The 20,364-nt window shown below is 37.6% G+C and carries 21 protein-coding genes and 1 tRNA gene; 15 read left to right on the top strand and 7 right to left on the bottom strand.

The window, feature by feature from the left end; genetic code table 11:
- Nucleotides 1-178 precede the first annotated feature (178 nt).
- The 8 genes from ACTJJF_RS13565 to ACTJJF_RS13530 all read left to right on the top strand — a co-directional run bounded on the left by ACTJJF_RS13565 (nt 179) and on the right by ACTJJF_RS13530 (nt 7,454).
- The gene (locus tag ACTJJF_RS13565; RefSeq protein ID WP_440699984.1) at nt 179-2,425 is read left to right on the top strand and encodes a TonB-dependent receptor; all 2,247 of its coding nucleotides are present in this window, start codon (nt 179-181) and stop codon (nt 2,423-2,425) included.
- Nucleotides 2,426-2,473: 48 nt separating this feature from the next.
- Nucleotides 2,474-3,130, top strand: coding sequence for a hypothetical protein (locus ACTJJF_RS13560; RefSeq protein ID WP_312297479.1), 657 nt, complete (start codon nt 2,474-2,476; stop codon nt 3,128-3,130).
- 172 nt (nt 3,131-3,302) lie between these two features.
- Nucleotides 3,303-4,631: a 2TM domain-containing protein gene (locus ACTJJF_RS13555; RefSeq protein ID WP_312297477.1), complete on the top strand. Its 1,329-nt coding sequence runs from the start codon at nt 3,303-3,305 to the stop codon at nt 4,629-4,631.
- A complete protein-coding gene (locus tag ACTJJF_RS13550; protein ID WP_312297475.1) occupies nt 4,618-4,935 on the top strand; it encodes a 2TM domain-containing protein in 318 nt (105 codons plus the stop codon). Before ACTJJF_RS13555 ends, ACTJJF_RS13550 begins: the two co-directional genes overlap by 14 nt.
- Before the next feature lie 38 nt (nt 4,936-4,973).
- Complete coding sequence (locus ACTJJF_RS13545) at nt 4,974-5,543, top strand: methyltransferase family protein (protein WP_440699983.1); 570 nt, start codon at nt 4,974-4,976, stop codon at nt 5,541-5,543.
- A gap of 513 nt (nt 5,544-6,056) precedes the next feature.
- Nucleotides 6,057-6,353 carry a 2TM domain-containing protein gene (locus ACTJJF_RS13540; protein WP_312297471.1) on the top strand — a complete coding sequence of 99 codons (297 nt, stop codon included), beginning with the start codon at nt 6,057-6,059 and terminating at the stop codon, nt 6,351-6,353.
- 23 nt (nt 6,354-6,376) lie between these two features.
- Nucleotides 6,377-6,649 carry a 2TM domain-containing protein gene (locus ACTJJF_RS13535; protein ID WP_440699982.1) on the top strand — a complete coding sequence of 91 codons (273 nt, stop codon included), beginning with the start codon at nt 6,377-6,379 and terminating at the stop codon, nt 6,647-6,649.
- A 61-nt stretch (nt 6,650-6,710) separates the two neighbouring features.
- Complete coding sequence (locus ACTJJF_RS13530; RefSeq protein ID WP_440699981.1) at nt 6,711-7,454, top strand: LytR/AlgR family response regulator transcription factor; 744 nt, start codon at nt 6,711-6,713, stop codon at nt 7,452-7,454.
- A gap of 78 nt (nt 7,455-7,532) precedes the next feature.
- Here the strand turns inward: ACTJJF_RS13530 and ACTJJF_RS13525 are convergent, their stop codons facing one another.
- Together ACTJJF_RS13525 and ACTJJF_RS13520 are read right to left on the bottom strand one after the other, a co-directional pair.
- Nucleotides 7,533-8,759: a DUF6051 family protein gene (locus ACTJJF_RS13525; RefSeq protein WP_440700075.1), complete on the bottom strand. Its 1,227-nt coding sequence runs from the start codon at nt 8,757-8,759 to the stop codon at nt 7,533-7,535.
- A 129-nt stretch (nt 8,760-8,888) separates the two neighbouring features.
- A complete protein-coding gene (locus ACTJJF_RS13520) occupies nt 8,889-9,785 on the bottom strand; it encodes a hypothetical protein (protein WP_312297466.1) in 897 nt (298 codons plus the stop codon).
- A gap of 111 nt (nt 9,786-9,896) precedes the next feature.
- Here ACTJJF_RS13520 and ACTJJF_RS13515 point away from each other — a divergent pair, with 111 nt between their 5' ends.
- On the top strand, nt 9,897-10,640 hold the full coding sequence (locus ACTJJF_RS13515; RefSeq protein WP_440699980.1) for a glycine-rich domain-containing protein: 744 nt from the start codon (nt 9,897-9,899) through the stop codon (nt 10,638-10,640).
- A gap of 26 nt (nt 10,641-10,666) precedes the next feature.
- Nucleotides 10,667-11,020 carry a hypothetical protein gene (locus tag ACTJJF_RS13510; protein ID WP_440699979.1) on the top strand — a complete coding sequence of 118 codons (354 nt, stop codon included), beginning with the start codon at nt 10,667-10,669 and terminating at the stop codon, nt 11,018-11,020.
- Nucleotides 11,021-11,066: 46 nt separating this feature from the next.
- Here the strand turns inward: ACTJJF_RS13510 and ACTJJF_RS13505 are convergent, their stop codons facing one another.
- Both ACTJJF_RS13505 and mnmA read right to left on the bottom strand, forming a co-directional pair.
- The gene (locus ACTJJF_RS13505; protein ID WP_440699978.1) at nt 11,067-11,288 is read right to left on the bottom strand and encodes a hypothetical protein; all 222 of its coding nucleotides are present in this window, start codon (nt 11,286-11,288) and stop codon (nt 11,067-11,069) included.
- Between the two features lie 114 nt (nt 11,289-11,402).
- Nucleotides 11,403-12,590: a tRNA 2-thiouridine(34) synthase MnmA gene (gene mnmA, locus ACTJJF_RS13500; RefSeq protein WP_440699977.1), complete on the bottom strand. Its 1,188-nt coding sequence runs from the start codon at nt 12,588-12,590 to the stop codon at nt 11,403-11,405.
- A gap of 211 nt (nt 12,591-12,801) precedes the next feature.
- On the opposite strand from mnmA, the gene ACTJJF_RS13495 reads away from it, so the two are divergent.
- Nucleotides 12,802-13,329 (top strand): hypothetical protein, encoded by a 528-nt coding sequence (locus ACTJJF_RS13495; RefSeq protein ID WP_440699976.1) that lies wholly within the window; start codon nt 12,802-12,804, stop codon nt 13,327-13,329.
- A gap of 296 nt (nt 13,330-13,625) precedes the next feature.
- On the opposite strand, the gene ACTJJF_RS13490 is transcribed toward ACTJJF_RS13495, so the two are convergent.
- Entirely contained in the window at nt 13,626-16,157 is a 2,532-nt protein-coding gene (locus ACTJJF_RS13490) for an ATP-dependent Clp protease ATP-binding subunit (protein ID WP_065400403.1), read from the bottom strand.
- Nucleotides 16,158-16,308: 151 nt separating this feature from the next.
- Here ACTJJF_RS13490 and ACTJJF_RS13485 point away from each other — a divergent pair, with 151 nt between their 5' ends.
- From ACTJJF_RS13485 to ACTJJF_RS13470, 4 genes are read left to right on the top strand one after another with little or no spacing between them, the layout of a single operon-like run.
- The gene (locus ACTJJF_RS13485) at nt 16,309-16,539 is read left to right on the top strand and encodes a uroporphyrinogen decarboxylase (protein ID WP_440699975.1); all 231 of its coding nucleotides are present in this window, start codon (nt 16,309-16,311) and stop codon (nt 16,537-16,539) included.
- Nucleotides 16,536-17,633: a glycosyltransferase gene (locus tag ACTJJF_RS13480; RefSeq protein WP_440699974.1), complete on the top strand. Its 1,098-nt coding sequence runs from the start codon at nt 16,536-16,538 to the stop codon at nt 17,631-17,633. The genes ACTJJF_RS13485 and ACTJJF_RS13480 overlap by 4 nt, the downstream gene beginning before the upstream one ends.
- 45 nt (nt 17,634-17,678) lie before the next feature.
- A complete protein-coding gene (locus ACTJJF_RS13475) occupies nt 17,679-18,098 on the top strand; it encodes a SufE family protein (RefSeq protein ID WP_312297455.1) in 420 nt (139 codons plus the stop codon).
- 2 nt (nt 18,099-18,100) lie between these two features.
- Nucleotides 18,101-19,072: a glycosyltransferase family 9 protein gene (locus tag ACTJJF_RS13470; RefSeq protein ID WP_312297454.1), complete on the top strand. Its 972-nt coding sequence runs from the start codon at nt 18,101-18,103 to the stop codon at nt 19,070-19,072.
- Here ACTJJF_RS13470 and ACTJJF_RS13465 read toward each other — a convergent pair.
- Together ACTJJF_RS13465 and ACTJJF_RS13460 are read right to left on the bottom strand one after the other, a co-directional pair.
- Nucleotides 19,062-20,183 (bottom strand): hypothetical protein, encoded by a 1,122-nt coding sequence (locus ACTJJF_RS13465; protein WP_440699973.1) that lies wholly within the window; start codon nt 20,181-20,183, stop codon nt 19,062-19,064. The genes ACTJJF_RS13470 and ACTJJF_RS13465 overlap by 11 nt on opposite strands.
- Nucleotides 20,184-20,289: 106 nt before the next feature.
- Nucleotides 20,290-20,364, bottom strand: a tRNA-Val gene (locus ACTJJF_RS13460).

Genomic DNA, 20,364 nt, shown 5'->3' with positions numbered 1-20,364 from the left:
ATCACATTGATATTTATACCGAAAATAACTTCCCACCTCTTTCTTCCAGCTTCAGACCATTTATTTTAACTATAAAATCAACTCATTTACCATTCGGTAGCAAAAGAATACCTTTCAGTAATTATTTTTTTACAAAAGGGAATTTCCTGTACTACTTTTGATCCGGAAAACAACAGCTATGAAAACTCAAGGATATAAAATATTTTTTCTGATCGCTTTTCTTACTTATATGATGGGCTATTCTCAGATAAAGATTTCGGGAAAGGTAACCTTTAAAAATAAAGGAATCAGTGAAGTGAACGTTACCCTGAAAAATACTTATGATGGTGCTACTACTGACGCCCAGGGAAATTTCACTTTTGAAACTTCAGAAAAAGGAAGTCATGTCATAACCTTTACTCATCCTAAATACGAGGAAATTGAAAAAGCAGTCAATATCGAGAATCAGGAGATTACGCTTAATACAGATCTGAAAGAACAGATCAGCGAGATTGATGCAGTAGTGGTTTCTGCCGGCTCTATTGAAGCCAGTGACCGGAAAAGAGCAACAGCACTGCTGACACCGCTTGACATTTATACCACTGCCGGGGCAGATGGCCAGATTTCTTCAGCTTTGAACTACCTTCCCGGTGTACAGAAAGTAGGGGAATCTGAAGGGCTTTTCATCAGAGGAGGAACAGCTTCTGAATCTAAGATTTTTATGGACGGAAGTCTAATCAACAATTATTTTTCCAATTCCGTGCCGGGAATTGCAGGAAGAGACCAGTTCAATACTTCACTTTTTAAAGGAAATATCTTTTCAAGTGGCGGGTATTCTGCATTATACGGGCAGGCTCTTTCAGGGGCTTTGATGCTGGAAAGTGTTGATTTGCCGGATCAGAGCTCTTATAACTTCGGGGTTTCACCTATTTTTCTGAGTGGCGGATTTCAAAAACTGGGCAAGCAGAAAAACTATTCATACGGAGCTTCAGCAGGATATTCACTTTTAAGCCTGATGCAGAAAGTTTTCAATTTCAATACCGATTTTACTGATGCGCCGCAGGGATTGAACGGAGACCTTAATTTTAGATTCAAAACCAAATCAGGAGGCTTTTTTAAATATTATGGAATGTACAATACCAATAAAATGGGTGTAAGAACAGAAAGCCTGGAACCTGAATATGATTTCGCATTGGTAAAACTGAAAGGGAAAAGTACTTATCACAATCTTTCTTACAGACAAAAATTTGGGAAATACCTTTTGAATGTGGGAGGTTCTTATTCATACAACAGGTCTGATCTTAAGTTTTCTACAGAGAGCCAGGAAGTGGAAAGCAACCGGTCAAGATTGCTTACAGACGGGAATTATATCAATTTCAAAGCAGTTCTTGAAAGGAAAATCAATAGAATCAGTGCTGTACGGGGAGGTTTTGAACTAAACAATACCGATGAAAATTTGGATTTCGGAGAGGTTCAGAAAAATTATAAAGATTTGATTTCTTCAGCTTTCGTAGAAACAGACCTGGGTTTTAGCAATGCCCTGTCTGCGAAAGTCGGGATCAGAGCTGAAAACTCTTCTTATCTGGGAAAAAGCAATATAGCACCCCGCCTGGCACTAGCTTATCGCCTGGCTGATCGTTGGACCGCCAATATTGCCTATGGTCTTTTTTATCAGAATCCGGAAAGTAAATACATCAATGGGCCGGCCAATCTGGATTTTCAGAAATCACAGCATTATATACTCCAGATCATGAGAAGTTCAGAAGGAAGAAGCCTGCGGTTTGAAGCTTTTTATAAAAAATATGACCAGCTTGTTAAAACCTATAATATCTTCCCCGGAAAACAGCAAAGCCAACAGGTACAGTCTGCTTTCAACAATGAAGGCTATGGTTATGCAAAAGGGCTGGAGGTATTCTGGAGAGACAATAAAAAGACATTTAAAAATATTGATTACTGGCTGACGTATTCTTTTCTGGATTCAAAAAGAGATTTCCTTAACTATCCGGTAAGTTTAAAACCTGGTTTTGCTGCAGAACATACACTTTCCGCAGTGGTAAAGAGGTTTATTCCGGAATGGAAACTGGGAGTCAATCTGTCTTATACCTATGCTAAAGGACGTCCTTACTATGATATTGCCTCTGAATTTAAGGATGGAAAAGCAATAAATTATACCCGGAATGAAGGAAGACTGAAGGATTATAATGCTCTTAATCTCAGTTTCAATTATGTTCCGAGTGTCGGTAAAAAAGATGCAAAGGCATTTACTGTATTTGTTTTGAGTATTTCCAATGTTTTTGGATCTAAAAACATATATGGCTATAATTTTTCAGTGGACGGTTCCAGAAGCTCTGCAGTGGTTCCTCCGGTTAATACCTTCGTATTTATAGGAGCCTTTTTCAGCTTCGGAGTAGATAAAACGGAAGATGCAATCAATAATAATTTATAAAAACATTACTTCGGATCATAATATAACTAACTTTTAAAATTTGATATCATGAAAAAATACCTTTTAAGTTTTGCTTTAGCTCTTGTGAGTTTAACGGCTTTTGCACAGACTGATTATGAAAAAATAATGACGGATAAAATTGCAAGAATAGAAACCTGCAAAACCCCGGAAGATTTTCAGACTTTATCTAACGACTTTCAGAGAATAGGGAGCAAAGAAAGCTCACAATGGCTTCCTCCGTACTATGCAGCATTGGCTCAGATCCAAAAAGGAAGAGTGATGATGAGAAACGGCAATATGCAGGATCTGGATGGCGTTGCTGCACAGGCTGAAAAATACCTGGGCACGGCACAAAGTCTTGCAGGAGCTGATAATGCAGAAATCCGGCTGCTGAAAAAAATGGCATATTCCCTTAGAATGATGGTCAATCCTCAGCAACGTTATATGACGGATGGGGTAAGAGCCGCAGAAGAAATTAATATTGCGGAAAAACTGGATCCAGCCAATCCAAGAATTGCCCTGATCAAGGCAGAAGATATTTATTTTACTCCTGAACAATACGGAGGAAGTAAAACCAAAGGATTGGAGATGTTTAAAGATGCTGCTGCCAAATTCAATGCATATAAGCCCAAGACAGCCCTGGACCCAAACTGGGGGAAAGGGGAAGCAGAATATTTCCTGAGCCTGCCGGCAGAAAAGAAATAATCATTTTCTAAAAAAGAAACCTTCACATTGTGGAGGTTTTCTAATATCCGGGTGTTTGGTGATTATCTTTGAATACGTAGCCATACCCTTCGGAAATAAAAATCAACCCTTCGGTAAGAAATAATTTTTGATACCTTTAATAAAGGCTAATTTTGAGCTTAATAAAATGATCATGAAACGTAAGGAAATTATAACACTGTTTTGGGTCTCTATGGCCGTTTCTATGTTTTTCTTTTTTGTTTTTACGAAAGACAAGAATCTGGAAAACTTTTTATATACCATTCTGATCTCCATGACCTATTCTTTTGTATTGGGTGGGGGAAACGGATTGCTCAATAATTTCCTGAACAAAAAAATTCCATGGTCAGAAGCAACTACCAAACGGGCTGTTATAAGTATTGTTTCTATTGTTGTTGTCAATTTTATACTGGTGTATTTCTGTAATTATATCAATTTTGTACTCATCCAGAAAGGGGCAACCACAGAAGAGTTTTTTTCCGGAAAATACAATTACATGAATTGGTTTACCATCAATGTCGCATTGCTTATTTCTGCATTCCTTCATGCAAAAGGCTTCATGGAAGAACTGAAGAAAGTTTCCAGAAAAGAAGTGGTAGAGCAGAAGCTTATTGCCAAGTCAGCGAATGCACAGTTTGAGAGTTTAAAAAATCAGCTGGACCCTCATTTCCTGTTCAATTCATTAAACGTTTTGAGTTCCCTGATTGATGAAAATCCTCAGCAGGCCCAAAAGTTTACCGCTTCAATGTCAAAGATTTACCGGTATGTACTTGAACAAAAAGATAAGGAACTGGTAACCGTGGAAGACGAAATAGAATTCGCAAAAACATACTGTGACCTTTTAAAAACGAGATTTGAAGACAGTGTAGATTTTGTTTTCGATGTTCAGAAAGAAGACTACCGGAAATATGTGGTGCCGTTATCATTACAGCTGCTGCTGGAAAACTGTATCAAACATAATTTTGCCACTTCATCAAGGCCTTTGGTCATCAGAATATTTTCAGAAGGGGATATCCTATGTATTGAGAATAACCTTCAGGTAAGAGAGCAGATCAAGGAGAGTTCAGGAATAGGTCTGGCCAACATTGTACAGCGGTATTCACTCCTTACCAAACGGAATGTTTTCATTGAAAAATCTGAAGATTATTTTAAAGTAAAACTTCCGATGCTTGCCAATAAACCTAATATTGTCAGTGTAAAACCTGATGATGATAAAACGTATAAAAAAGCGCAGAAAAGAGTAAAAGAAATCAAGGATTTTTACACAAACCTGATCTCCTACTGTATTGTAATCCCGTTTTTAATTTTCATTAATCTCTATACGGGTAGCAGGAGCCATTGGTTCTGGTTTCCGGCTTTGGGCTGGGGAATCGGGCTGGCTTCACACGCTTTTCAGGTGTTTGGGATCGGGGAATCATGGCAGGAAAAAAAGATCCGTGAAATCATGAATAAAGAAAAAAATAAAGACAATGGAAACATTTGACGAAGACGATATCCGGTATCAGAGAGCTAAAAGGCAGGTTGAAAGACTGAGGGGCTTTTATGTACATCTTTTCATCTATATTTTGGTGAATCTGATGATTGTTTATTATAATTATAGTCACCTGAAACCAGGAGAAAGTTACTTTCAGTTTAAAAATTTCTTTACCGCCACATTCTGGGGAATCGGAATTGTAGCTCATGCTGCGGCTGTTTTTTTATCCAGATCAAATTATCTGAGGAATTGGGAAGAGAAAAAGATCCGGGAACTGATGGAAAAGGAAAAGAATTATAAAAAACATTCTTAAACTACCGCTTGATCTGTGATAACTCAAAATCTATGATTATGAATATTTTACAAATTCTGTTCTACATCTCTATGGCTGCCTGGTTTCTCAGTGAATTTCTTTATAAAAACATGCTGAAATCCGGTAAGGAAGATAAAAAAGATAAGGATAAATCTACGCTTAATATTCTGTGGCTGGCTATTCCTTTTTCCATAGCGGCGGCTGTAACGGTTTCTAATCTTTCTACATTACCGATCACGGATAAAAGCTGGATTTTCTACGCAGGAGAAGCACTTATTCTTATCGGGATTATCTTCAGGTTCATCATTATCAGATCTCTTGGGAAATATTTTACGGTGGATGTTACCATTAAACAGGATCATAAAATAAAAAAAGAAGGATTTTACAAATACCTGAGACATCCGTCGTATGCCTTTTCTTTACTGACATCATTGGGGCTTGGTTTCTATCTGAATAACTGGCTGTCCTTAGCTTTTGCTTTCATTCCGCCATTCCTGGCCTTTGCTTACAGGATCAAAATTGAGGAGCAGGCTTTGGTAGAACAGTTTGGAGAAGAGTATCTTGACTACAGAAAAACAACCAAAAAACTTATCCCGTTTATCTATTAATTCTCTCCGCATAAAGTTTACCATTAATAGACAATGTTAGCCACCAATGCCATATAAAATCATTCGCATATTGGAGGGTTAAAAAACGGCCATACCCATAAAAAATCTGCGAAATCTGCGTGTTCTGTGAGAAATATAAGAGTGATTCTTTTAAAATCTGAAGACATTTACAAATAGTATAAAACGCAACGTTTGCAAGGTTATTTGTGCTGCGTTTATTTTCCGTTTGCAAGGGCACTTCGTTCAGCAAAGAAAGGGTAAGCACCAAAATAGTATTGGAGAATTTTTCAATCTTTTGTCATAAAAAATATATTGGGTGCTTCTGCTCCATTCTTCCAGCTTCTAATCTATTTAATCTCTTATCCATCCTCAGGTTCTTTAAACCATGTATCTGCCTATTTTACCATTCAGAAAGCATAATCTACCGTTCGGTGACATAAAGTTGATTGAAGGCCCTCATCCTTCCTACCTTTGACTCAAGAAAAATAACAATTAACCTTTAAAACAAATAGTATGGAAATTTTATCAAACAAAGAGAGTGTTTCTTACCAAAGAGCAGCAAAAAGAGTAAAAGAACTTAAAGAATTCTACGGAAATCTTACTTCTTTCTGTCTTGTTATCCCTTTTCTGGCAGCATTAAATCTATTGACAGCTCCCGGATACTGGTGGTTTTTATGGCCAATGTTGGGGTGGGGAATAGGAATTGCCTTTCATGCAGTCAATACATTCGGAATTGGAAAAAGCTGGGAAGAGAAGAAGATCAGAGAACTGATGGAACAGGAAAACAGAAAACAGACTAAAACCCTTTAATCACTTTAAAAAAACAATAGATCATGGATTATAATAGCGCATACAACAGAGTTCAGCAACTTAAGAAATTCTATAAAAATCTGATATGGTTCGGAATTATTACAGCAATTGTTTTAGGAAATGACTGGCTGAATAATGAAACCCATTACAAAATGTTTGGCGGACATCTTTTTCTAAGTATTTGGGCCATTATTCTTACGATAAAAGCATTTTCCCTTTTTGTCTTTGATAATGAGTGGGAAAGAAAAATAATAGAGAATGAAACTCAAAACAATAAAAAAACTACAGACTTTTAAAAATCTGCCTGTTTTTATCTAATTTTATTTCCGGAATTTTAAAACTAAAACTGTAGACTCAATGATCAAAACTGTCATTATTGAAGATGAAAAACCTGCTTCAAGGAAATTAGAGCGAATGCTGAGTAATTTTTCTGATATTGAGGTAGTTGGTAAAATAGAATCAGTAGAAGAAGGAGTGGCCTGGTTTTCTGAAAACGATCACCCCCAGCTCATCTTTTCAGACATTGTTCTGGGGGATGGCCTGTCTTTCGATATCTTTGAAAAAGTCCCTACCAAAGGCTTTATCATCTATACGACTGCATTTGATCAGTATACCTTAAAAGCTTTTAAACTCAACAGCATCGATTATCTTCTTAAACCCATTCTTGAAGAGGATCTGACAGCAGCAGTAGAGAAGTTCAAATCTTTTATTCCTTCCGGCCATGACATTGGATCGCAGGATATCAAACAGCTGATCAGAAAAGAAAAATCCATTCTTTCCAGAGTTCTGGTGAAAATAGGATATAATCTGAAAATTATTCAGACGCCGGAAATAAGCTGTTTTTTCAGTGAAAACAAGATTGTCTATCTTCAGACAGAAGATCGTGCTTATCCGTCAGATTTTACACTGGATGAGCTGGAAGAGGTGCTGGATGATAAAAAGTTTTTCAGAGTCAACAGACAGTTTATCATCAGTTCAGACCATATCAAAAACATTCACACCTCACCGTATTATAAGGTAGAACTTGATTTTCAGCCTCAGGAAGAAATTACGGTAAGCAGAGACCGTGTCAAAGATTTTAAAGACTGGCTCGTGAGTTAAATACATTACCAAAAAACAACCATGGAACTCTTATTATTACTTCTCAGGCTTTTTCTCTCCATTTTTCAACCCTGATCATCAGCTGCTGTAAAAATCACAGGCAGATTTTATAAACTGTTGGAAGGCTTGTGTTACCGCAGTTTTGTGTTTATGAGTCAGGGGAAAGGGAACCATGTGAGAATAGTCATAAGGAAAATCCTGTACTTCAACTTCTACGTCAATCTTCCTGTAGCCGCCCTGCAGCGTATTTAAAGCTTCTATAGGAGGAGCTACCTCGTCTCTTTCCAATACATAAGCTTTGATCTGATACCGGATTTCCTGAATTCTTTCCTCCCTTTCACTTTGAAAATAATTGTACCGGAGCATCTTTTTGAACCAGCTTTCCTGCGGATGGAGTATATCATCCTGATAATGTTTCAGTCGTTGATCAAATTTAAAATCCGAACTCAATAACTCTGTGAAAACAGACTGCATTTTGATGGTGGCCTGAGAATCCATAATGTATTTGGAGATGGGAAACATCCGGTCAATCGTCATTCCACCGCAAAAACAGAAAACTTTCGATTCAGTAAAAAAATGATGAGGATCTGCCATTTTGATAATCAGAGACAGAAACGAGCCAATAGAATATCCAAACAGATCCAGCTTTGCATCCGGAGAAATACTTTTAATGGCATTGCTTTTAATTTCTTTTACCACTTCAATAATATCCGAATAGGTTTGAAATCCTGACCAGAAAATTCTCTGTGGATGTGCTTCCAGTCTGGAGCTTATAGCAGCATTTACATAAGAAAAATGTGTATTTTCCGGGTATTTTCCTTTTCTGAATTTTACAATTTCCATCATGTGGTGACGGTCACTCCAGATGGCTTCCGCACGGTCCATATGAAAGGCAATGGGAAACAGGATAACCGCTTTATGAGTCTTCTGTGCCAGTTCATAAGCCCAAGGAAGATATTTATCCCATTTTTTTTCATTCAAACCATGGAAAAAGATAATGCACCCTTTGGCGGTTTCTACGTCAGCCCTTTTAAGGATATAATACTCGAAATTTTTGTTGCATGCGATATCAGAATCTTTAATGTCTACAGAAGGCTGATGATACAGCAGATATGAGTTTTCATTGCTTTTCAGGGGCTGATGATGTTGGGGGCAACTCTGATTTTCTGACCCCTGAAGTAAATCTGAAACCTTAGAGGTAAATGGAATGGCCTCAATCGTTACATTCAAATCCTTGATTTCCTCAATCTCTTTTCCGGAATCAAAATGGTGCTTCAAAACTTCATACAATTCATAATATTCCATAGCAAGATGATTGAGGTTCATAATTAGAACTATCAAGTTAGGGAATTATTATACTAAAGTGTTGATTTTAAAAGCTTAAAGATATTCCAGGCATAAGATAAATTAAAATGTGCATGAAACTGTGGCCAACTACCTGTAATCAATCCTGTTAGATTCAGTGTCTTCAAGTTGTTTTAAAATAGATTCAGGAATCTCATCACTGTCTATGGGAAGGCTTATGGAATCGGAAATAAAAGTTTTCCGGTCTGCTTTTCTGAAGATCTCAAATAAAGCAATAGGTTCCTGATTGAAGCTGATGCACGTACTGATGAAGTGAAGCTCGTGAAGTTTATAATCCGGATTTTTGAGCTTTTCCTTAATATCTTTTATTCTTGATATAAAATGTCTTTGGCGGATGAATGTATTGCTGTTCATGATAATAAAAACATAATCCGAATAAGCCGTTACTTTCCCGAAATACTTATGATGATCACCGCCACTTCTTTCAATGAAATATTCTCCTGTGGTTTCAGACTTATAAATTTCCATCGCAGAGCGCCATATCCGGTCTTCTTTGGCCTGTGTCGGGTTTTCCGGGAGATTCCTGTTATAAGAATACCAGCAGCCTATCAAACGGTCCAAAAGGGCAGTATTCATGCTTACATTATTCATATCAATCCTGAGATCATTGAAATTAAAAGCTTCCGTATTGGAATTGATGAAATCAATATAATTTGAATATCCCAACACTTTGACAATCAGGCTTAATTTAGCAAGATTAGGTCTGCTTAAAACAGCATTTTCATTTTGCTTAAACTTTTTTAATTTGTTGATAATCAAATGTTCATACAGGTAATTGTTACCCAGAAGATCAGGCTCTTTCTTTATTTCTTTATCCGAATGATCATTGATAATAAGTTCATTAAGCTCTGCACAGATATAAGACCATTCGGTTTTGGTAACATCTTCCCAATGGTTTTTCTTTAAAAACTGCCTGCTTAAGAAGTTCATCAGCTTCTCAAGATGCAGGATATCTTCTTTTTTCATTGATTCTGTTTTGTAAGACTAATTTAAGATTTTTATCAAACCAAAAAAGATTTTTGAGAGACTTTTATATTAAAGAATCCATAGATATTTGAGTAGAAAAAAGTTAGAACAATGGAAACAAAAATGTTATTAAAAGATGAGTCCCTTTGGAACAGAATTCAGGGATTTTCACTGGACGCTCCGGATGCTGATTTTCCTTTTTCGAAAAAGCTGGCAAAAGAAGAAAACTGGAGCCTTGATTTTACCCGGAAAGCCATCGAAGAATATAAAAAGTTTGTTTACCTCTGCTGTATTCTTCCCAACGGAGCCTCGCCAAGCAAGATAGTAGATAAAGTATGGCATATGCACCTGATCTATACCCAGAGCTACTGGGAGGAGTTCTGCCCTAATATTTTAAAAAGACCCCTGCATCACCATCCTTCAAAAGGAGGAACAATGGAGAAGGATAAACATCAGAACTGGTTTAAAAATACATTGGAAAGTTACCGGGAAGTGTTTCAGCAGAAAGCTCCTGAAGAAATCTGGGAAGAGCTTACGAAAAAAAACAAATTAAGATCCTGGTTGAAAAGAATAGCTGTTGTCTTGCCGGTTCTTATTTTACTGCTGCTACATTCTTGTACGGAAGGAGCGGGTTTTACAGGGTTGCTGACTACGGCAGTTGTATTCGCAACTATTTTTATTCTGACGGGAATATCAGTAATACTAGGAGACAATGAGGTTTCGGATATGCATAAAAAAGATAAACAAAACAATGATGGAGGGAGCAGTTGTAGTGGTGGCTCGAGTTGTAGTGGCGGAGGTAGTTGTGGCGGCGGCTGCGGTGGCTGTGGTGGTTGCGGCGGCTGTGGCGGATAAAAAGCGAAATATTAAAAATAATCATCATGAAAAAACTAATCATTCATTCTATTCCGGTGGTAATAAGCTTTATCTGGCTTTTCATAGAATTCCACACCTTTAATCCGGTCATCCTGACAGGGCCCGGGTTTCTGAAGTTTTATCTCATTCTTATACTTGGCTTTTATCTCTCGGGATTTATTTTAAAATCATTGAAAGAAAGTATTTCAACAACAACCTTCTATTTTGCATTGTTCATTTTCTTACTCGGAATCATAAAACTGATCAGAGGAATACTGTTAGAAAAACCGGTCGGGTTTTTAGTTATGATCCTCATAGGAGAATGTATTGTGATGCTGATGTTTAAGTTATCTGATGTAAAGGATAACATAAAGCATTGATATCAGAAACAAACCCGAAACAAAGTTGCTTCGGGCTTTATATTTTCTATTGCAATTGATTATTATTTTGTTGGGTCTTGATCTTATCAGAACTGAATTTCCGGACCATTACAGAGGTCAGAACAACCAGAATAAGACTTAACGCAATATTGGAAAGATCCGGATGTACAATGACATGATAAAAATAATAGCCAAAAAGAGCAGCTGTTACAGTGATCAGGAGATTGTAGATATAAACATACCGGCTGGAGGATACAGAATTTTTCATAATGATATTTTTATTGTTCTTTACTCAGTAAGTATGACAACTTACAATACGTTACAGAAAAATTTAAAAAATATTTTTAAGCTGGTCTTCAGATCCTATATCCTGCTTTTAATCCTATGAAATTACGCCGCTTCCGATAAGCTCCTCATCAATATACCATGATGCAAACTGTCCTTCAGCAATCGCAGACTGAGGTTCATCAAATTCTATATAAAAAGCATTCTCAAACTGATAAAGGGTTGCTTTCTGCAATGGCTGCCTGTATCTGAATCTGGCCATTACTTCCATAGACTCTCCGTTTTGAAGTCTCATATCTTCACGTACCCAGTGCAGCTCAGAATTGTCAATCTTCAAAGCTTTTTTGAAAAGTCCCGGGAAATGGTTTCCTTCACCTACAAAAAGAATATTGTTTTCCATATCTCTGGATATGATAAAACAGCTTTCTTTGTGTCCACCGATTCCAAGACCTTTACTTTGTCCAATCGTGAAAAACTGGGCGCCCTGATGCTTTCCAATCACTTTTCCATCGGCTTTTTTATAATTGATTTTCCTTGATAGGAATTCAAGTTCTTCTTCTTTGGATGAAAATGCAGGCTGTTCTTCGGCAAACAAAGGCGAATCTTTGAAAATTTCTACAATTTCCCCCTCATTAGGTTTCAATTGCTGCTGTAAGAACTGAGGAAGACTTACCTTTCCGATAAAGCACAATCCCTGAGAATCTTTTTTATCAGCTGTTACCAGACCGATTTCTTTTGCAATTTCCCTTACCTGAGGCTTGGTAAGCTCTCCGATAGGAAACAACGCCTTAGACAGCTGATCCTGGCTAAGCTGGCAAAGGAAATAAGACTGGTCTTTATTGTTATCCTTTCCGGCAAGCAGGTGAAAAATTTCTTTACCGTTTTCATCAAAAGTTGAGTTTACCCTTGCATAATGCCCTGTGGCTACCTTATCGGCTCCCAAAGACATAGCTGTCTTCATGAAAACATCAAATTTTACTTCTCTGTTACACAAAACATCCGGATTCGGGGTTCTTCCTTTTTCATACTCGGCAAACATATAATCAACGATACGTTCCTTATAAAGGTCACTCATATCAATCACCTGGAAAGGAATTCCAAGCTTCTGAGCTACCATAAGGGCATCATTACTATCCTCAATCCACGGACATTCATCTTCTAATGTTACCGAAGCATCATTCCAGTTTCTCATAAACAAAGCCACCACTTCATGGCCCTGTTGTTGTAGCAAATATGCTGTAACACTGGAGTCTACACCTCCGGAGAGGCCTACTACTATTTTCATTGTATTTCAATTTTACGAAACTCTTAACGGGAGTTCTTAGTTTGATGCGGCAAAAATACAATTAAAAAATTCGTAAAAAAACCATATTTTTAAACATTGATAAAAACGATTTTAATTGTACAATCACTGTAAATTATGTTTTAAAAATTTAATAAACAGGTAAAATAGAGGTGATTTTTAAAATATAGCCAGACAAAATAAAATAGTATATATGAAAAAGTTTATTATTTCTATGATGCTGATCGCTTCAGGGTCAGTATTTTCCCAGGTTTCAGTAGGGGTGCCCTCACAGGGAAACAACCGATGGACCTTCGGTGGCGGAATTGGTGTCGGATTTGGAAGCAACAGCTCATTTAGCCTGCAGGCTTCCCCAAGAGTGGGTTACAGAATTACCGATGATCTTGAAGGAGGGGCAGCCGGTAGTATCACGTGGCAAACGTCTGACTATCATTCATCCACCATGTTCGGGGTAGGCCCTTTTGCCAACTATTACTTTGCAAGGTCGTTTTTTTTAAGTGCCAACTTCCAGCATTATTTTATCAATTATAAAGATAAATTTTACGATTATAAAGACAGCAGAGAAGAAAACGCATTATATCTTGGAGGAGGTTATATGCAGAGGATAGGAAACAATTCTTTTCTACAGCTGGGGCTGATGTACAATGTTCTCTGGAAAGAAAGATCAAGTGTATTCTCAAGCGGATTAGTACCTAATATAGGGTTTGTGGTTGGGCTTTAAAGAATCCCGGCCGTTAACAAATACATTAAAAATCTGGCAATATAGAAAATGCCCCGGAAATTTCCGGGGCATTCATTATTTCCTGATGATAAGTTTAAAATTCTTTACAGGAGTCTTGTCTGCTTTACTTACTGACAGCTAATATCCTCTCAATATATAAACTTTTCATGGTATACCACTGATCTGAACGGGAATATTTGATTCCGAATTATAAGGGTTACAGTACTTTTTAAGCGGAATAACAAAAGCACCGGAAGAAAAACTCCCGATGCTTTTTTTATTATTATATTATTGTATTACGATTGTGACTTTTCAGTTGTTTTTTTCGCTTTCTGCGTTTTTCCAACCAATCCGTCTTTCGCTTCATTAAGGTCAAGAACTACAGTTTCCCCTTCGTTCAGTTGTTTGTTTACCAGCATTTCTGCCAATAAATCCTCAATATACTTCTGTATCGCTCTCTTCAGTGGTCTTGCACCAAAGTCTTTATCCCATCCTTTTTCTGAAATAAAGTTTTTCGCATCTTCGGTTAATTCCACTTTATAGCCTAATTTTTCAAGTCTGCCATACAGTTTGTTCAGTTCAATATCAATGATTTTCTTGATATCATCCTGTACAAGAGAGTTGAAGATCACAATGTCATCAATTCTGTTTAAGAATTCAGGAGCAAATGCTTTTTTAAGTGCATTTTCAATAGTGCTTCTTGCTCTGGAATCTGAGGTTGTTTTTTTAGCTGAGGTTCCAAATCCTACACCGTCTCCAAAGTCTTTAAGATCTCTGGTTCCGATGTTTGAAGTAAGAATAATGATCGTGTTTCTGAAGTCGATTTTTCTACCCAGGCTGTCTGTAACGTGTCCTTCATCCAAAATCTGTAACAGGATATTGAATACATCCGGGTGAGCTTTTTCAATCTCATCCAAAAGAACTACAGCATAAGGTTTTCTTCTTACCGCTTCTGTCAATTGTCCACCTTCTTCGTATCCAACGTATCCCGGAGGCGCACCTACCAGCCTTGATACGGCGAATTTCTCCATGTATTCACTCATATCAATTCGGATAAGAGATTCATCGGATTCAAAAAGTTCTCTCGCCATTACCTTAGCCAGCTCAGTTTTACCAACCCCTGTTGTACCAAGGAAGATAAATGTACCGATAGGGCGGTTAGGATCTTTAAGACCTGCTCTGTTTCTCTGAATAGCTTTAACGACTTTCTTCACAGCATCTTCCTGACCAATAACTTTTCCGTTTAGCTTTTCATCCATCTGAGCTAATTTGTCAAGCTCGTTCTTACCAACTTTCGTTACAGGAACACCACTCATCATAGAAACCACTTCCGCTACATTTTCTTCACTTACGGTTTCTTTTTTCTCCTTTACATCCTTATCCCATTTTTCCTGGGCGGCATTCAGTTCCATCTGAAGACGTTCCTCTTCATCCTTAAGCTTTCTTGCCTCAAGATAATCCTGAGCCTTTACTGCTTTTTGCTTCAATTCTTTGATCTCTTCGATTTTCTTTTCAAAATCAATGATCTCGGTAGGAACTTTCATGTTCTTGATGTATACCCTTGAACCAGCCTCGTCCATCGCATCAATCGCTTTGTCCGGTAGGAAACGGTCCGTAATATATCTCGATGTCAGATTGACACACGCTGCAATGGCTTCCGGAGTATAAATTACATTGTGGTGTTCTTCATACTTATCTTTGATCTGGTTCAGGATCTGAATGGTTTCATCAATAGAAGTAGGTTCTACCATTACTTTCTGGAATCTTCTTTCCAAAGCACCGTCTTTCTCAATATACTGACGGTATTCATCCAGTGTGGTAGCCCCGATGCATTGAATTTCCCCTCTTGCCAAAGCAGGTTTAAACATATTGGAGGCATCTAAACTTCCTGTAGAACTTCCTGCACCCACGATGGTGTGAAGCTCATCAATAAATAAGATCACATCCCTGTTTTTCTCCAGCTCGGTCATGATGGCCTTCATTCTTTCCTCAAACTGACCACGATACTTAGTTCCGGCCACTAAACTGGCCAGGTCTAAAGTGATCACACGTTTTCCGTAAAGAACCCTGGACACTTTTTTCTGTTGAATTCTTAAAGCCAGCCCTTCTGCAATCGCAGATTTACCAACTCCCGGCTCCCCGATAAGAAGCGGGTTGTTTTTCTTTCTTCGGGATAAGATCTGAGAAACTCTCTCAATTTCTTTTTCACGACCGATCACCGGGTCCAGTTTTCCGTCTCTTGCCAAAGAAGTAAGGTCCCGTCCGAAGTTGTCCAGAGTTGGCGTTTTACTTTTTGCAGAGCCTAAATTTCCTGTAGGCTTTCTCATTTGCTCAAATTCCTCTCTTTCATCATCATCGTCATAAGCACTCATCTGTGGTGACTGACCGGAATTTTTAAGCATAGTCTGGTACTCTCTTGAAACTCCTTCGTAGTCGATATCGTAAGCTCCCAGAATATTTGAAGTAGGGTCCTCATATTTATATAGAATACCTAAAAGCAGGTGAACGGTATTAATCTCATTGCTTTTATATTGACGGCATTCTAACTCTGCACGCTTAATGGCATGATCTGCCATCTTCGTGAAAGAAATATTGGTAACCTCCTCAGAAATAGGATTTAGACTTGCTGTATTTAAAGTTTCAATTTTTCTTCTGATTTGTGTTAAATCCGCATTGAGGTTTTGAAGGATTTCTTTAGCAGAGTTTTCCGTTTTTATAATACCTAAAAGTAGATGTTCTGTATTAAGAAATTCACTTTTCAGCCTCTTAGCTTCGCTTTTGCTTTGTTTGAACACCTGGCTCAAACCTTGTGAAAACTTATAATCCATAATATATCTCATTAGAACAAAGGCAACATTACCTTTTATTCATTATCTAAATTACAAATATTTTACCAAAAATCAATTAATGACTTTATGTCACAAAAAATTTTATTATATTATTGAAAATGATTAAGTTTGTTATCCTTAAAAATTCCTCATGAATCCTGAAATTACTACTTATATCGGATATTCTGCCTCAGTTTTTATCGTACTGAGTTTCATACTGAAAGATGTAAGAAAAATCAGAATAGTCAATATGATAGGTTGTATCTGTTTTGTCATCTATGGCTTCTTTTTTAGTGAACCTTTGTGGCCGGTAATCATACCTAACGGATTGATTTGTTTCATCCAGATGTATCATTTAATTGCAGGAAAGAAAGATTCATGAAGAAAAAAGTACTGGTTTCAGCCTTTAGCAGCCTGTATACAGATCAGAGAATAGAAAAAGTATGCAAGACCCTGTTTGATAACGGATATTCTATCGATCTGATAGGAAATGACTGGGGAGGGAACGAAAAAATGGAACGTCCGTACCCATTCTCAAGAATAGAGCTGAAGTCCAAAAGTTTAAAAACAGCTTATTTTGAATTCAACTGGAAGCTTTATAAGCTTCTGAAGAAAAAAGCAGACAAAGACACCATTCTTTTGGCCAATGATATTGACGCACTTCTGCCAAATTATCTCATTTCCAGAAAACTGAATATTCCGTTGGTCTTTGACAGCCATGAAATTTTTACAGAAATGCCCGCCATACAAAACCGGTTTTCACAGAAATTCTGGAGAGTGGTGGAAGGAAGTCTGGTGCCCAGGATAGAATTTATGATGACGGAAAGTGTAAGCTATGCAGAATGGTTTCATGAAAAATATAAGGTAAATCCTGTTGTCGTAAGAAATATTCCGAGAAAAATCCTGAATGTACCGGAATTTCCGGACAATCATCCTAAAATTATTTTGTATCAGGGCGCCATTAATCAATCCAGAGGAATTGAAAAAATGATTGTGGCCATGCATCACATTAACAATGCTGTCCTGAAAATTGCAGGTGACGGGCCGAAGAAAAAAGATTATGAAGAGCTTGTTATAAAAGAAAACCTGCAGAATAAGGTTATTTTCCTTGGAAAGCTGAAGCCGGAAAACCTCCGGGAAGTTACCAGAACAGCGGATGCGGGATTCAGTCTTGAGGAGAACAACGGGGTAAGCTATTATTATTCTCTTCCTAATAAAGTTTGTGATTATATCCAGTCCAGGGTACCGCTTGTGATGATTAATTTTCCTGAAATGCAGCGGATCAGAAATCAGTTTAATGTAGGAGAAATGGTGACCGATCATAAGCCTGAAACGATTGAAAAAGCAATTAATTTAATTCTGGAAAGAGGAAGGCCATATTATCGCAGCGAACTGGATAAAGCAGCAGATGTCTTCTGCTGGGAAAATGAGGAAAGGAATATCCTGCAACTTTTTGAAAAAGCATCCCACAAATAATTTTTACAAAATTGGTTATCTTTGCATAAAGAAATTTGATTAAAAATGACCATTAAAGAAAAACAGCAGGAAATAATCGATGAATTTGCATTTCTTGAAGATTGGGAGCAAAAGTATGAGTACATCATTGATCTTGGAAAAGAACTGAAAGGCTTACCGGAAGACAGGAAAACAGATGAAAATCTTATTAAAGGCTGTCAGAGTAAAGTTTGGATCGATGCTGAGTTTAAAGATGGCAGGCTTTTCTTTAATGCAGATTCAGACGGGATTTTACCAAAAGGAATTGTTTCCCTTCTGGTAAGTATTTACAGTGGACATTCCACTCAGGAAATTCTGGATTCTGATTTCGATTTTATTGCAGAAATCGGTTTACAGGAGTTTCTTTCGCCGTCCAGAGCCAACGGATTGATGGCAATGACGAAGCAGATCAAGTTTTATGCAGTTGCCTACCAACTGAAATCATAATAGTGACCAGAATTTTAGCATATCGTTTTTCCGCATTCGGAGATGTGGCGATGACAGTACCTGTTTTCAGAGAATTTCTGGAGCAGAATCCCGGCGTGGAGATCATTATGGTTTCCAGGAAAAACTTTGAAGCCCTGTTTGCAGGAATTCCTAATGTAAAATTCAAGGGGATTGACCTGGATGATTATAAAGGATTCTTCGGACTGAGAAGGCTGAGTAATGAGCTGATTAAAGAATTTAATCCGGATTGTATTGCTAATCTTCATGATGTGATCCGGACCAAGATATTAGACAAGATCTATGTAAGGAAGGGTCTCAAGGTTTTTAAAATAGACAAAGGAAAAGAGGAAAAAGAACATCTGACCGATGTATGGAACCTGGAGAAAGTGCAGCTGAAAAAAACAGTGGAACGCTATGCTGACGTTTTCAGGAATATGGGATTCAAAATAGAGCTTTCTAACAAGCTCAGACCGGTTTCAGAACAAAAATCCGGGATTGGTTTTGCTCCTTTTGCCCAGCACAAAGGTAAAATGCTCCCGCTGGAAAAATCCTATGAACTGGCAAGAATTCTGGCCAAAAAACATACCGTATACTTTTTTGGAGGCGGAAAAAAAGAAACTGAAACCCTTGCACAATGGGAACAGCAGATACCCAATACAAAAAATCTTTCCGGAAAACTGAATCTTACCGAAGAGCTCAATACAATTGCAGAGCTGGAACTCATGATATCAATGGATTCTGCCAATATGCACCTGGCCAGTCTTATGGGAACACGATGTATTTCCATATGGGGAGCTACACATCCTTATGCCGGATTTTTAGGATTTGGGCAAAGTGAAGATGATGTGGTGCAGGTAAAAGATCTTTCCTGCAGACCCTGTTCTGTTTTTGGAGATAAAGAATGCTACAGGGGCGATTGGGCATGCCTTGAAGAATTTGATATCCAGAAAGTGGTAGATAGGGTTAATAGTTAAAAATAACCGAAACGATTTCTTCAGCTTTGGCCTGATCAGAGTGCCTTTCTTCTAAAATTTTTTTTCTGATTTCGGCAGCATCATAGTCTTTTTCCGCAGCAGCAATGATCTGTTGACGAATTTGATTCTTATCAGATCCATACAGACATAAACTGATCAGCGCAGGATCATCGGTGATGTTTTCATTAATAATAACGAAACGGCTGTTATAAAGCGTATTGAATAGCTTCACCTTGGTTCCGGAATTCTGATAAGAAAGCAGAATGTTGGCATGAGCGCCCTCCAATAGACGATGAAGGTTTTCTGTGGTTTGAATAGGAGAGAGACTGATATTTCCTACAGCATCTATTTTTCTTTTAATCTCTTCGCTGGCCCGGTCGGAAGCAACAATCAGCTTATATTGCGGAAGACTTTTAAAAAGTTCAATAGTCTCATCCAGTGCTTTTTTGTTATCAGCAGTAGTGAGGTCTCCGTGAAAAAGAAAATATTTTCCTTTTTTATTTAACTGTTTTACCTCTTGATTTCCATGGAAAATATGGATAAGCTTTGCATTTCCCGAGTAGGTTTGTACTTCATTATATTCCTTTTCGGATAGGCAGAATACGGACTTAAAACGTTTTAAAAGTTTTTTCTGATATCCGGTATATTTTAAAGACTCAATCCTGTAGATGATCTTTTTGAATATATTTTTCTCCGATAAAGAAAGTCCTTTGTAATATTCAGTTTCATTATTGTGATAACGGAGGTATAAAGGCTGTTGAAAACTTTCCAGATGTTTAATAACTGCTGTTGTCTGTAATCCTTCAAATAATATGGGAGCAGAAATTTTTTCCAGATTTTTAAGAAGCTGTTCAGAATTTCTTATACCTGCGGCGAAAGGGGTTCCTGAAAGATAAAGTAGCGGATTCTTTTTCTTTTGGTAAAAAAACACATTTTCCGTAATCTCTTTGATTTCCTTGTCAATCATCTCAGGAATCTGATCTGTAAAACAGTGAAGATGGATTTTTATTCCCAGATCAGACAACGCCTTAATTTTATAGTATACATCAATGATTCCACCATAAGATGGCGGATAAGGATAGTTGAATGATATGAGATGGAGTTCCTTCAATAAATGGTTAATGAAATGAACGCAAAGGTAAATAAATATAAAGGAAAGTACTTATGGGACTTTGATATAAAATAAAAAAATCTCCCTTGAAAAAGAGAGATTTTTGTGGGTCCTGAGGGATTCGAACCCCCGACCCTCTGGGTGTAAACCAGATGCTCTGAACCAACTGAGCTAAGAACCC

This window comes from Chryseobacterium sp. 22458, assembly GCF_052044975.1.
Classification (GTDB): domain Bacteria; phylum Bacteroidota; class Bacteroidia; order Flavobacteriales; family Weeksellaceae; genus Chryseobacterium.
Note: the sequence above shows the minus strand (reverse complement) of the source record. Positions and strands in the feature narration are given on the sequence as shown.